General features: G+C 60.6%; 10 protein-coding genes, 1 tRNA gene and 1 pseudogene. 5 read left to right on the forward strand and 7 right to left on the reverse strand.

Going from position 1 to position 13,244, the window contains the following annotated elements; all coding sequences use genetic code 11:
- Nucleotides 1–399: 399 nt before the first annotated feature.
- Nucleotides 400–2,151: a PAS domain-containing hybrid sensor histidine kinase/response regulator gene (locus G8O24_RS21935; protein ID WP_307768972.1), complete on the forward strand. Its 1,752-nt coding sequence runs from the start codon at nucleotides 400–402 to the stop codon at nucleotides 2,149–2,151.
- A 681-nt stretch (nucleotides 2,152–2,832) separates the two neighbouring features.
- Here G8O24_RS21935 and G8O24_RS21940 read toward each other — a convergent pair.
- From G8O24_RS21940 to G8O24_RS21950, 3 genes are all read right to left on the reverse strand, one after another.
- The gene (locus G8O24_RS21940; RefSeq protein ID WP_188102935.1) at nucleotides 2,833–3,570 is read right to left on the reverse strand and encodes an outer membrane protein; all 738 of its coding nucleotides are present in this window, start codon (nucleotides 3,568–3,570) and stop codon (nucleotides 2,833–2,835) included.
- A gap of 453 nt (nucleotides 3,571–4,023) precedes the next feature.
- Nucleotides 4,024–4,278 (reverse strand): hypothetical protein, encoded by a 255-nt coding sequence (locus G8O24_RS21945; protein ID WP_188102937.1) that lies wholly within the window; start codon nucleotides 4,276–4,278, stop codon nucleotides 4,024–4,026.
- A 262-nt stretch (nucleotides 4,279–4,540) separates the two neighbouring features.
- Nucleotides 4,541–4,750, reverse strand: coding sequence for a hypothetical protein (locus G8O24_RS21950; RefSeq protein ID WP_244645945.1), 210 nt, complete (start codon nucleotides 4,748–4,750; stop codon nucleotides 4,541–4,543).
- A 495-nt stretch (nucleotides 4,751–5,245) separates the two neighbouring features.
- Between G8O24_RS21950 and G8O24_RS21955 the strand changes: the two genes are divergently transcribed.
- Entirely contained in the window at nucleotides 5,246–5,524 is a 279-nt protein-coding gene (locus tag G8O24_RS21955) for a hypothetical protein (RefSeq protein ID WP_188102938.1), read from the forward strand.
- 410 nt (nucleotides 5,525–5,934) lie between these two features.
- Here G8O24_RS21955 and G8O24_RS21960 read toward each other — a convergent pair whose 3' ends face one another.
- A complete protein-coding gene (locus tag G8O24_RS21960) occupies nucleotides 5,935–6,165 on the reverse strand; it encodes a hypothetical protein (protein WP_188102940.1) in 231 nt (76 codons plus the stop codon).
- 908 nt (nucleotides 6,166–7,073) lie between these two features.
- On the opposite strand from G8O24_RS21960, the gene mobF reads away from it, so the two are divergent.
- The 3 genes and pseudogenes from mobF to G8O24_RS44410 form a co-directional block, all read left to right on the forward strand.
- Nucleotides 7,074–9,734 carry a MobF family relaxase gene (gene mobF / locus G8O24_RS21965; protein ID WP_188102943.1) on the forward strand — a complete coding sequence of 887 codons (2,661 nt, stop codon included), beginning with the start codon at nucleotides 7,074–7,076 and terminating at the stop codon, nucleotides 9,732–9,734.
- Between the two features lie 28 nt (nucleotides 9,735–9,762).
- Nucleotides 9,763–9,963, forward strand: coding sequence for a hypothetical protein (locus G8O24_RS21970; protein ID WP_188102945.1), 201 nt, complete (start codon nucleotides 9,763–9,765; stop codon nucleotides 9,961–9,963).
- Between the two features lie 98 nt (nucleotides 9,964–10,061).
- Nucleotides 10,062–11,186, forward strand: a pseudogene (locus G8O24_RS44410) (recombinase family protein); the annotation flags it as partial.
- Nucleotides 11,187–11,237: 51 nt separating this feature from the next.
- Here G8O24_RS44410 and G8O24_RS44415 read toward each other — a convergent pair.
- The 3 genes from G8O24_RS44415 to G8O24_RS21985 all read right to left on the reverse strand — a co-directional run bounded on the left by G8O24_RS44415 (nucleotide 11,238) and on the right by G8O24_RS21985 (nucleotide 13,244).
- Complete coding sequence (locus G8O24_RS44415; RefSeq protein ID WP_244645946.1) at nucleotides 11,238–11,711, reverse strand: hypothetical protein; 474 nt, start codon at nucleotides 11,709–11,711, stop codon at nucleotides 11,238–11,240.
- A tRNA-Arg gene (locus tag G8O24_RS21980) sits at nucleotides 11,697–11,773 on the reverse strand. Before G8O24_RS21980 ends, G8O24_RS44415 begins: the two co-directional genes overlap by 15 nt.
- 358 nt (nucleotides 11,774–12,131) lie before the next feature.
- Complete coding sequence (locus G8O24_RS21985; protein ID WP_188102947.1) at nucleotides 12,132–13,244, reverse strand: sensor domain-containing diguanylate cyclase; 1,113 nt, start codon at nucleotides 13,242–13,244, stop codon at nucleotides 12,132–12,134.

A 13,244-nucleotide genomic window follows, 5' to 3' on the forward strand; every position in this document is an offset into this window, starting at 1 on the left:
ATAATGCCGTCTCGCCAGACCTTCAGCCGGACAGGGCTTCGCTGCTCCTTTGAATCTACGCTCTCGTCACCAGCCGATAAATAGGTCGCGCGATCGTCAGTCCAAAATCCTACGGTATTCCCGGAGGCAATTGCCTCCCTGGCCGCGCCGATCGGAGGCTTGTAACCAGGTCGAAATGCCCGCCCGCCGTCGGGCCGAAATTAAGGTCGTCTCATGCGCTGCGTGTCGCTAGCGCAATTCCTTATCTACCTGTGCTATGTAACGCCCCCGGGGCGTAAAATGGTTGTCCGGCAACCTCGAGCGCAACCAGACGCGTCGCGTCGTGCCGTGAGTAAGATCAAGTTTGGATCGATAGCGCGACAGGCCGCGCGTGAGCACCTATAAAGGAGGGCCGCTTCTGTGACCGCGCTTGAGCTTGCAGGTCTGATCGCAACGGGAGCGCTTTTGCTGGTGCTCGCGGCTGCAGTCGGGGCATTGGCCTTTCGCGCTGTCGAGCGCACCCGGTATGAAGCCGCCCTTCAAAAAAGCGAGCAGCGGTTTCGCCAAGTGGTCGAGCACTCACCGAACGCCAAGGTGCTGGTCGGTACCGATGGGCGCATTCATCTGGTGAATGCGCAAACCGAAGCTCTATTCGGCTGGTCGCGGCAGGAATTGCTCGGTGAGGCGGTCGAGATGCTCGTGCCTGAACGTTTCCGTTCGGGGCATCCCCACCATCGCTCCGCTTTCCTTCAACAACCAGTATCGCGCCCGATGGGAGCGGGCCGCGATCTCTACGGCCTCAGGAAGGACGGGAGTGAATTTCCGATTGAAATTGGTTTGAATCCAATCGAAACGGACGAGGGTTTATTTATCTTGTCGGCCATCATCGACATCTCCGATCGCAAGCAGATCGAAGAACGGCTTGAGAGGCTGGTTGAGGCACGAACTGCTGAACTGCAGGATCAGATCGAACAGCGGAGAAGGGCAGAAGACACGCTCCGTCAGTCCCAGAAGATGGACGCTATTGGGAAGCTGACCGGTGGCGTTGCGCATGACTTCAACAATATGCTGGCGATCGTCATTGGTAGCTTGGACATTGCCCTTCGGCGGCTGGCTACCGAACCTGAAAAAGCCACGGCCTGCATCGAGAATGCGCAGGAGGGCGCACGCCGCGCGGCAATCTTGACTGCGCGGCTGCTGGCGTTCTCCCGTCAGCAACCTCTCGAGCCCGAATCTGTAGATGCCAACAAACTGGTCGGCGGAATGTCCGAAATGCTTCGGCGAACGATCGGCGAGGATTTACGTGTCGAAGCCGTCTTAGCGGGTGGGCTTTGGCGGACCTATGCCGACGCCAGCCAGCTTGAGAACGCCCTCCTGAACTTGTGCGTCAATGCCCGCGACGCCATGCCCGACGGCGGCCGCCTGACGATTGAAACTTCTAACACGCACCTTGACGAAGCTTATGCCGGTCAGCACGCGGAGGTTACCGCAGGCCAATACGTGCTCATCGCTGTCACCGACACGGGGACAGGCATGCCGCCAGAGGTCATCGAGCGCGCGTTTGACCCGTTCTACACAACGAAGGGCGCTGGCCGCGGAACGGGCCTGGGCTTGAGCCAAGTCTATGGCTTCGTGAAACAATCCGGCGGGCACGTAAAGATTTACTCCGAGCCTGGCCAAGGCACGACCGTCAAGATCTATTTACCACGGTTCATGGGGCAGGCCTCGTCCAGTCCGGTACGGGGCTCAACTGAACCTCGCCCTGCTGGCATGGTTAACGAGATCATCCTGGTCGTGGAGGATGAGGCCGGCGTCAGACATATGAGCGTAGATGCCCTACGGGAGCTCGGCTACACCGTTATCCAGGCAGAGAACGCTGCGCAGGCGCTTCAGCTGTTGGACTTGCAGCCATCGGTGAGCCTGCTGTTCACCGACATTGTCATGCCCGACATGAATGGCCGCCGGCTCGCCGACGAAGCCCTCGAAAGGCGACCGGATCTCAAGATCCTCTTCACGACCGGGTACACGCGCAACGCTGTGATCCACAACGGTACCCTTGATCCCGGTGTCGCGTTTCTCCCCAAGCCCTTCTCGCTCGATGCGCTCGCCCGAAAGGTGCGCCAAGTTCTTGATGGGAACGGGGCCAACCGGCCCCGCGGCCATCGTAGTTAGGCCTGAAGAACCGGAATCTTCAGGAGGCGACCCCACAGCAGCCCCACCACCGCCCTGTCTCAGCTAGAAAACGGGTCCACGCGGACAACTTAAATTCCGACCGCAGCTTCACTTCGAACTGCAATTTGGGTCGCACGGGCTCCGCTCCACCTCTTCTGCGCGTGGCCGAATGCCTACAATCACCGCATTGAGGCGAGTGAAGGAGCCTTGTGGGCTTTATCGAAGGCGATAGCCGACGATCAAATCAGCCGGTTGCCGGCGCGCGTGGACGATTACGTCGCGTCCGTATGGTCGACGCATTCGTCGCCAGCCTGGACATGGCCGACGTTGGCTTCAACCGAGCGATCGCTTTCGACGAAGTGGCAGCCCGGATTCGAGCCTGGTGATGCTCAGGCTCTACATGTGGGCTTATCTCAATCAGGTCCGATCGTCGCGGCATTTTGAGCGCGCCTGCTCGAGACCTTAAAGCTATAAGGCTGATCCGCCGGCTGGCTCCGGACTACCGGACCATGGCCGCCTGCCGCGACCTTGTAAGCGTTGGCCGACGAGAAGAAGCCCCGAGCAACCGGCGGAGATCTACAACTGACGCCCGCAAGCTCCGGAATGACGTCAGTATCGAGCAATGAAAAACACCCCGAGCCGCAGCCCGGGGGCTTTCAACGTCGCGTTCAGAAGCAGCGATTAATAACGCGCGAGAACCGGACCGCCGAACTTATAATTCAGACGACCGAGAACCAGGTCGGTGTCGCCGCCAGTGCTAAAGCCGGTAAAGCTGGCGCCAGCCGGCGTCGTGAAAGTCGCAGTGTGTTTGTTCTCGAAGATGTGGTCGTACTCGATACCGAACGACCAATTTGGGGCAAAGCCGTACTCGAAGCCGACACCGACGGTTCCGCCGAGCCGGGTGCCATAGCCGGTCTGAGACGCCAGCGCGCCACCGGGCGCCAGAAACTGGTAGTTGCGATCGGTAATCGCCGCACCGCCTTTGACATAGAACAGGGCGTTGTTCCAGGCCATGCCGACCTGACCGGTGAACAGACCGAACGCATCCAATTTTGAGCGGACGGCCCCACCCGGCAGGATCAGGTTCGCCGTGCTGCCCGAGATGTCAGCCCAGTTACCCTGAGCTTCCAGACCGAACACCCACTGGCTGCTCTGCCAGCGATAGCCGATCTGGCCACCTACCGTGCCGCCATTGGCATCATAACTGCCGAACGGGGTTGCCGTCGGATCGAACGAGCGGTTGTCGTGGCTCTGGCCCCAGCCCCCGTTGACGCCAATGTAGAAGCCGCTCCAGTCGTAGATCTGGGCGACCATCGGGGGCGCCTTTGTATAAGGACGCGCCGCAAGATCGGCAGCAGAGGCTGACGCCGTCCCTAGGAGGAGCATGCCGAGTGCGGCGGATGACAAGAACGTCTTCATGTGAGTGATCCCCTAAAAAACCATGGGCTTCGATCGTTTGCCCGCATCACAACGCATGAGGACGCCAAACAGCTGTGGCGGCATGGTCACAGTTCAACCGAAAACGCTTTGGAGCGGGCCCGGCTTTGGCTTCTACTTCGGACTTGGAGCTTCCAAGCAAGCCCTCAGGCTCAGACGCGCGCAGACCGCTCTGCAGCTTCGGGAAACGAGTATTCGGGTCGCCGAGTTTTCCTAAGGCGGCGCACCTCAAGGATCAGCGAGCTACAAGTCCACGACCGGCGACCGACAGGAAAGCGCCGCCTCCTGATGCCCGTGGGTTGGAGGAAATCCTTCACTCCCGGTTGGTTGTGACCGATACTGTGAGTATCAACTGCGCCTCAACGGGGTGCAAAGGCACACACTCCCCCGCCGAACTGGCGCTCGGTTGAGTCCGCTTCAAACCGCTGAGCAGAGTTAGTGACGTCGCATATTGCTGGTGAGCGGGTCCGATGTCTCATCCAACACTTTCATGAGATCTCCTGGCTTCAGCCCAATGCTCTTTATCGAAGCCTCGTCTATCTCGCCGTCTACCACCGCGGCATCGCTGTTGGCGACCTTCAATGCAAACTGCGCGGCTTGGGCCGGATCGTCAATTGCAACCGCATACATCTCATGACCGAGTTCGTCGTTTTCTCTCACGACGGCGACCGTTACCATCCAACCCGCCATCAGTGGTGCATCCAGTGGTTCACATCAGAGCATCCCTTATCCCCTTGGGGCGCGTTGGTTTCAAGCGGGCTGAAGGGATTGGTTAAAGTAAGTTGCGCCGGGGCGTAATTGAGCCGAGCTTGGTTCGCACAGCCGAATGCCGATACAATTCGGGGCAGAAACCTCCATTACGGAATGTCTCGAGGCTGTCGCGACAAGCATCAAGCGGAAACGACCGACCGGACTGCACGACTACGGGATGGCCCTGTCCGTTGCTAAGCAACTACTCGTTGGCGGCGCGTTCGGCGAGGGCGTCCAGGTCGATTACGCGCCCGGCAAAATCCTTGACCACCACATCGACACCATCTTCGGCAAACTCGGCTGCTTTAACCAGCGCGTCTTTCGCGGTCTCGACGATAATGCCAACCGCACCGACGCTCGCCTTCGAATAAACCCGGTAAGCCATTTTTGAATTTGGACGCGCGGCGCCCATCCTTTTCCGGTCAGACAACTAGCCATTGTTGAGAGCAAAGACCGCATCAAAGGTGTACCTTACCGAAAGAAATGCGAACTGCGGCTTTTCTGTCACAGCGAGCAACCCGTCTCTTCCGCGAGGCTCTACGTTCTACCAAAGCCTCGAATTATTTTACTTTCTTCGGTCCGACCACACGCATCTTCCAGCACAAACGATCGCAAGTTCCGGTAGAATGTCAGAGGCGCCTTTCCAAGTTGGCGTCACGACCTCGTCGGCGAAGGATCCATTGCCCCTTCTTTGGCGAGGTCGTCTCCTGCTCTCCTCAAAAGATTTGTCCGCAAGATGCCCCAGAAATCCGCAAAATTTTTTACGCTCCCATTCTCGGCCGCCGGCTGAAGGCGCGGGCAGGCTTCGAAAAGACAATCAAGTTCTAAAAACGCTGGTAACGTTCGTTCAACCTGAAGATGTTAAGGCCATGGTTGCGAAAACCAACTCCCGAAGAACGGGGCACCTATGAAATCCGCCGGCGAGGCTCTCCAACTAATCGCCGAAAACGACTTCCGACTTCTGGTGGATGAGAGGACACCGAACGATGTCTGGATCGTCACGGCGGAACGAAAGCACGTGCGGATGTTGGCAGCAAATGGAAGCTATCGCGCCGCGCTACGCATTCCGAAAGCCATGTTTGCGGCCTTCGCCGAGACATCGCTCATCGAGCAGGGCCCTGATACGCTTTACCGGCTCACAGCTGATGGGATCGCGCGGACGGCAAAGGTCGATGAAAGTCGCTGAATGGCCCTGAGCGAAAAAGCGATGCCCCCTTCTGAAGCAAGAGGGCGACAACGCTCGTACCGAAGCAATATTAGCAACCTGCTCGTTCCGAATGAGGCAACTACTGATCTCACCGGGCACGGCACGACGGCACACTGGCCCAAATGATTCTCACAGCACCCGGGCCGGCGACATCCAACGACTTTCAGCCCAGTAGTTTCCCGCCCTTAGCGCAATAACGAGTTGCAAGGCGAGCGAGATGAGCAGACGCTGCCCTCCCCTTTTGTCATCCAAAACTGGGCAAGAGTCATGTGGCGACTTTCTCAATAGAACAAATTCGCAACCGAGACGTTGCCGTCAACAGCTTCGCCGGACCCTTGCAGGGAAATGACGCTGTGGCGAAATTGCAGATAGCCGTGATGCGGTGAGAGTTAGAACTCGTTTTCAGGCAGAGAACCGGGCGGCAGCTTGAGCTCTTGGAGCCCCGCCTCCACAATCGACAATTCCTCCTGCACGGCCTGTGCGGCGTTCGCTGGATTGATGCCCGTCACGGCCTGAAGCTCGGCCAGCACCTTCCGGCGGTGGGCAAGAAGATCCGATAGAGCGCGCCGGTTCTTACCCTTGACATAACCTGCGACGATCAATTCCATAGCTTTTGACATGGGGCATCTACGCCTTGCGCTACACTCTTGTTATCGTTGCAACTGCAGCTCGGCAAGGCCGCTCTGCGCTATTCGATACTCGACCCCCGCAATCGCATACGCCGCTCGATCCATCCATTTTGGCCTAGCGTGCGCCGTATGCTTGAATGATCTGAGAGTTTTGAGACTGATATCCAGTCGCGGTTTCGCAGCCGGTCAATGAGTTGCCTATGGCGGCCATTAAAGCTCGCTCGGGGCGATGATGGTCTCGGCGAGACGATACGCCTTGCCTTTCAAGGTCCGACATTTGTGCTTCTTCGCAGTGGCTTGTGCGCCTTGATTTAGAACGCGGCATCCGAGGTTCAAGGTCTTCGAGCTTGTGGTCACGGATCGAAATTCTTGGTGTGGCACTGGGGTTAGGCTATGAGTTGCAAGGCGTCAAATGCGTCCAGGAAAAGATCGCCTCCCTATGCGAGGCTGCACAAACGGTATTCCATCGGAAAAGAGCTCATTCGTCGCGCTTCGCAATGAGACCGCCAGACACACTCAAATTTGAGTACTACAATCGACGATTCTCGCTGACCTGATGGCCTTCGGTGGAACTTGTCTTGCGGTGGCACGGATCTCTCCATGCGGAGAAAGCTCGTCGTGCAGGTGTCAGCACAGGGTCCACCGCTGAAGGATTTGCCCTGGAATTCTCATCCACCGGATTTGACTATTGTGATTGGTCCCCGATCGGCGGCGGGTGATCGGCACGGCCTCTTTGAGGAACGGTCGTAAGTGGTGGATCAAGGTAACGCAGGTGGCGCCATAGAGCTGAGCTTTCAAGCATTCAGCGCCAACGCCAAGCCATTGAGATATCTATAACAATCTGACCGCATTGATTCAATCGCAATTGGTCGAGATATGCATATTGAAGAAGGCCTCCATTGGGGGCTTTCTTCGTGGTTGCGACCTGGAATCCGGCAGCGGCGAGCACGTACTACACGCGTCAGCGCGAGACGGAGTATTACGCCGGCAGCAGCGAACCGGCTGGCATCTGGTACGCGCCTGCAGGAGAGTTTGCCATCGTCGACGGCTCACCCGTCGACCGCGCCACCTTCGATCGCCTGTATCACGCGCGCGATGAAGATGGTGCCCCACTGCTCGAACAGATTCGTCGGCACAAGGAGCGCACGCCCGCCTTCGACATCACCCTGAGTGCCCCGCGTTCAGTCGGGGTGGTCTGGGGTCTTGCACCGTACGATACAAAACGTCTGATCGAAGCGGCTCAGCAGAAGGCCGTTCGCGCCACACTGTCGATGTTGGAGCGCGAGGCGACGTGGGCGCGTCGCGGCCGCAACGGTGCCTTTCTCGAAAAGGTGGCCCTGACTTCTGCGACGTTTCGGCATGGCGAAAGCCGGCCGGCTCAGCATAGCGATGGGAAGGTATTCGCCGACCCAAATCTGCATACGCATTGCGTCTGTTTGAACATTGCTACACGTCAAAGCGATCACACGATCGGTGGGCTGCATTCAAAAATCATCCGCGATTTCAAGATGGCCGCGGGTGCGACGTATCACGCCGCTCTCGCGCATGAGCTCGAGAAGATCGGTTTTGCGATCGACCGCGTCGGCAAGAATGGCGTGTTCGAGATTGCAGGCGTCGACGATGCGACCATCAGATATTTCAGCGCGCGACGACAGGAGATCGAGGACGAACTTGCGGAGCACGGTGTCATCAGCGGCGAGGCAGCCGCACTCGCCGGCGCAATCGCCAAGGCGACGCGAAGCAGCAAGCTTGAGGGCGAAAGCCTCCGGCGGGAAGACGTCTGGCGCGATGCGGCGCAGTCGCTCGGCTTGGACACGGAATCATTCGCCGACAGCTTGCGGGATCACTCCACGGTGCTTGATCAGCAGGCGGCCGAACGGCTGCTTTCGGAGAGGATGGCAGCCCTGCCGGCCAATCTCACCGAGCATGAGAGCGTTATCGAGCGGCGCGAGCTCTTGCGCGCGGTGGCCGCCGCCCTCGTCGGCACCAGCTTGCCAGCGGAGCGTGCGAATGTCGAGCTCAATTGCCTGCTGAGCCAGGGGGCCGTTGTCGAGATCGGCCGCGATCCCCTCGGGCTGCCCTGTTACTCCACCCCCGAAATGCTCGCGATCGAGCGGAATGTCGTCGAGCAGGCGCGACGTCTCGCGAACCAGTCCTGGCTTGCCGTCGATCCGGGGGCGCTGCGGGATCGTTGCAACGCCTCCGGCCTCACGGCAGAACAGACCGACGCGGCGCTGGCGGCGACCACTAGCTCCGCGGTCGCGATCGTCGAGGGGGCCCCCGGGGTCGGCAAGTCCACGCTCTTGGCGCCGGTCGTGGGTGGATACGCTGCAGCCGGGTGCCGGGTGATCGCCACCGCATCCGCCTGGCGGATCGCAAACATGCTCCGGGACGATCTTGGAATCGAGGCGCGGGCGACGGCCTCCTGGATCGCGCGACTGAGAGCCGGCGAAAAGATTCTCGACAGCCGGACCGTTCTGATCGTCGACGAGGCGGGCCTATTGTCCTCGCGGGACATGGGCGCGCTGCTCGACGCCGTAACCAATGCCGGCGCCAAGATCATACTGGTGGGGGATCGCCGGCAGCTCCAGGCGATTGGCGCCGGCCCTGGTCTCGACCTCGTGGCGCGGGCCGTTGAAGCAGCGCGAGTGAGCAACATTGTCCGCCAGCGGGAGCCCTGGGCCCGAGAGGCCATCACTTCCTTCGGCGGCGGGCGGGCAGCCCCCGCGCTCGAGGCCTTCGCAGACCGAGGTTTGTTGATCGAGGCGGACGGAGCCAAAGCGGCCGTTACGGCGGCGCTTGATGCCGCCGAGCAGATCCATGCGCACGATCGAGGCGCCTCAGTCCTGATCCTCGCCAAGTCCAACGCGACAGTTGCCGCTATCTCGCGAGCGGCACGCGAGCGCCTCAAGGAGGCCGGGATTATCAGGGGGACCGAGGTTAGCTTCACCGCGGCCACGCCCTCCGGCCACACCGCCCAGATCTCACTGGCCGCGGGGGACAGGATCAGATTCCTCGGCCGTGATGACGAACTGGGCGTGGTCAACGGCTCTGCAGCCACCATTGTCAACGTCAGCGAAACCGCTCAGTCCTCGAGCGATGCGAGCCGCATCCTCATCGAAGCCGATATCAACGGGCGACAGACCACTTTCGATCCCATGCGGCTTGCTGACGCGCAGGGGCGGCCGCGTCTTGGCTGGGCCTACGCCTCGACGGTCTACGGAAGCCAGGGCCTAACGGTCGACCACGCCATCGCCTATCTGGACCACAGCTACAATCGTCATGACATTTACGTGGCGGCGAGCCGAGCACGCGAGCGGACGACGCTCGTCCTTGACGCCAAGAGCATTGATCGGCGGCTCGCCTCCGAACTGCCGTTCGATCAGCAGCGTGACGGCCTGGTCTTCGCGGAAGCACAGCGCCGGGGCTGGCTGGCCGAGCGGCTTTCCCGCGCAGCACCCAAGATCTCCACGCTCGATGTGATCGAGGGGATAAGGCCCCTCGGTCGGACGGCCGAACGTTCACGCGAACGGCGACGGGAGCTCAGCCATGAGCTCTAGGCGCGCAAGCCTTCGCAAACGAGCTATCTTGGTGTTCGGCAATGTCGCGCCTGGTAAGTCCAGTGCGCCGCGGAAGCGTGGCCCGCGCCAGCCACAACCGGCCGATTTCCAGGTGACGATTGAGATACCGCAGTCCGTGCCGATCCTTGAGAGAGAACTGCGCGCAATTGAAATTTTACTGGGTGCAGAACTCCAGGACTTGCTCGGCAACACCCCGAAGGAACGCTGATCTTGTGCGCAGATTTTGATTGACAGGGTACCTTATCTGCTGCGCAGATTCGATCCGAGACAGCCAAGACTTAGCACTGTGCAATCGCAGGTCTGACCATGAACAAGCACGTATTTCGCAACTCGGTTCAGAAGCAAGACGATGCGCCAAGGCGCGTTGCGACCTATTACAGGGTCAGCACCGGGCGACAATTTTCCAACGAAGCTTCGATCCCGAGCCAGCGCAAGATCACGGCGGGCTTCTGCGATCAGAATGGTTGCGCGATCGTCGAGGAATTCGTCGAGGCGAAGACAGCGACGGACGACCGCAGGCCCGTGCTGCAGGCGATGATTGACAGGGCCTGCGCGCCGGACCATCCCTACGATGCGATCGTGTTCTACGCATTCAATCGCTTCTTTCGCAACGTCGCCGAGATGGAGCTGACCATCCGCAAGTTGCGCAAGCATGGCGTCGAGGTCATCTCGGTGACCCAACCGACTGGCGATGATCCCAGCCAAATCCTTGTAAGACAAATCATCGGAGCCTTTGACGAGCACACCTCCCGTGAAATCTCCAAAAACACGACGCGGGCGATGCGCGAGTCGGCGCGGCAGGGCTTTTGGAATGGTGCCACGCCGCCACTCGGCTACAAGATCGTTGAAGCGGAGCGACGCGGACAGAAGGTCAAGAAGAAGCTCGATATCGATCCCGTCGAAGCCGAGACTGTCCGGTTGCTCTACAAGCTCTATCTGGACGGGGACGGCACAACCGGCCCGCTCGGCGTGAAGGAGGCGACGAAGTGGCTCAACAGCCACGGCTACCGCACGCGACGGGGCGCCACTTTCGGCGTCGGGCCGGTGCACAAGATCCTGACCAACGCTTGCTATGCCACTGGCCAGTGGCCCTACGGCGTGCGCAGCTCGCGTGATGGGCGCCACCATGATCCGTCCAGCGTCGTCCACATCACTATCCCGGTTCTGATCGAGAAGAACGACTTCGAGCGCGTGCAAGCAAAACTGGCGCGTAACAATCCTAAGACCACGCCGCCCCGTGTAGTCAACGGCCCTTCGCTGCTCACGGGCATCGCGGTCTGCGCGTCCTGCGGAGCGGGAATGACCCGTACGGGAACGACTAACCGGCAGGGCCGGTCGTATTCGTATTATTCCTGTGCGGGTTGCCAGCAGAAGGGCAAAACTGTCTGCAAGGGTCGTCATATCCCGGCCGCGACCTTGGATGACATCGTTTTGACCAACCTAAAGGCGTGCGTGCTGGCTCCTGACCGGCTCGCCGACCTCCTAAAGTCGCTGATCGAACGCCAGGCCGCGAAGACTGAATCCGCGAGCCAGCGGCTGGTTGCCTTGCAAAAAGAACTGAGCGACTCGGAAGATCGCCTGAAGCGCCTTTATCGGTCTATTGAGGATGGCATCGTTGAGTTGGATGATATCCTGAGGGAGCGTACCGCCGCCCTGAAAGGCCAACGCGAGCGCGCGAAGGCAGCCCTCGACCAGGCCCGGGCCCTTTGCGGCACGGCCGCAGCTGTCGACGCCCAGAAGATCGATGCATTTGCGCGACTGATGTCCGACAAGTTGGACGCCGGCGATACCAATACGCGCAAGGCTTACATCCGTTCGATCCTCGATGCGGTCGAGGTTGACGACCGTGCCATCCGGATCATCGGCAGCAAGGACGTCCTGCAAGCCGCCATCGCCGGCAAACAGACCGAGAACGGAAATGTTCGTGGTTTTGTACGCAAATGGCGCGCCCGACACGATTCGAACGTGTGGCCTCCACCTTCGGAGGGTGGCGCTCTATCCAGCTGAGCTACGGGCGCATCGATATTCAGATAGTGTCCGAGATCGACCACGGTCAATCGCGAATTCTAGAATCGACATGGCTCAAACGACGCGGGCTAAAGCCTCGCCGATCATCGCCATTCGTACTCCACAACCTCCTTTCGGTTTGCTTCCGTGGTGCTTCCGCGACCTCGAATGCGATTTTCGTGCTTCCTTCGAGTTTCGCCAATCGCTTGGTTTCACTCGTTTTTTACGACACCCTCGACCATCAGAAAGAGCTTGCATTTGCCTTCGGAGGGCAACGCTCTATCCAGCTGAGCTACGGGTGCAGTGAGGCCTCATTTAGCCTAATGGCGAGGGGCGGGCAACCGGTCTTGCCGCGACAATATCGGCGCTTCAGGCCGATTTGCGCGGGGCGAGGCCAGGAACCAGCCCATGAGCCGGTGCGCGATCCCAACCGAGGCCGGCGAATTCGGCCAGCACCCGTTCGGAGCAGACGACACGGTTGCGGCCGAGCCGCTTGGCGGCATAGAGCGCCTGGTCCGCCGCGCCCAACAGCCGGTCGGGGGCGCCGTCGGCCTCGCCGGGGACGTGGCTGGCGACGCCGACGCTGAGGGTGACATGGCTGCCGGCGCCATCGGCGCCGTGGGCGATCGCCAAGGCCATGACGGCACGGCGGATCGCCTCGGCAATGGCGCAGGCATCGTCGCAGCCCATCTCGGGCAGGATCAGCGCGAACTCCTCGCCGCCATAGCGGCTGGCAAGGTCGAGCGGGCGTACCGCATGGCGGCTGACCACACCGGCGACCGCGCGCAGGCACTCGTCGCCGGTCTGGTGCCCGTGCTGGTCGTTGAATAGCTTGAAATGATCGACGTCGACGAACAGCAACGCCAGCGGCTTTCGCGTCCGCTGGGCGCGCGACCATTCGCTCATCAGCATCTGGTCGAACGAGCGGCGGTTCGACAGGCCGGTCAGCCCGTCCTTGGTGGCGAGCTCCTTCAGCGCCATCTCGGCGCGCTTCTGGTCGGTGAGGTCGCGCAGCGTCTCGACGACCGCGATCAGATTGCCGGCCTCGTCATGGATCGGACCGGCGTCGATCGCGAGATAGAGCTGGCTGCCAAGCTTCGGCATCACGCACCAATTCTCGGCGCTGAACCCGAGCCCGTTATGGCCGCGCGCGGCATATTCCGAATAGAACTCCGGCAGCCGCTCGGGCCGGTCGAGCGCGACCAGATCGGCGAGGCAAGGCCGCTTGGTCTGGTAGAAGGCCTGCCAGTGCCTGTTGGTGCCGATCACCTCGGTGGCGGCAACGCCGGTCAGCCGCTCGCAGGCCCTGTTCCAGATCACGACGCGCCGCTTCGGATCGATGACGAAGGTCGGCACCACCAGATGCTGCATCAGCCGCACCGCGTAGGAATCGGCGACGTCGACGGTCTTGGCAGGCGTCTTCCCGGCAGCCGTCTTCGCGGCAGCCATCTTCCCGGAAGGAGTCTTGACGGGCTTTGCCAT

Origin of the sequence: Bradyrhizobium campsiandrae (assembly GCF_014529705.1) — a bacterium.
GTDB classification, from domain to species: Bacteria; Pseudomonadota; Alphaproteobacteria; order Rhizobiales; family Xanthobacteraceae; genus Bradyrhizobium; species Bradyrhizobium campsiandrae.

Coding starts and splice junctions, on each gene's coding strand:
- G8O24_RS21955 (WP_188102938.1), top strand. CDS start 5,246: ATGAAATCCGCCGGCGAGGCTCTCCAACTAATCGCCGAAAACGACTTC.
- G8O24_RS21940 (WP_188102935.1), bottom strand. CDS start 3,570: ATGAAGACGTTCTTGTCATCCGCCGCACTCGGCATGCTCCTCCTAGGG.
- G8O24_RS21950 (WP_244645945.1), bottom strand. CDS start 4,750: ATGGGCGCCGCGCGTCCAAATTCAAAAATGGCTTACCGGGTTTATTCG.
- G8O24_RS21945 (WP_188102937.1), bottom strand. CDS start 4,278: ATGGCGGGTTGGATGGTAACGGTCGCCGTCGTGAGAGAAAACGACGAA.
- G8O24_RS21960 (WP_188102940.1), bottom strand. CDS start 6,165: ATGTCAAAAGCTATGGAATTGATCGTCGCAGGTTATGTCAAGGGTAAG.
- G8O24_RS21985 (WP_188102947.1), bottom strand. CDS start 13,244: ATGGCAAAGCCCGTCAAGACTCCTTCCGGGAAGATGGCTGCCGCGAAG.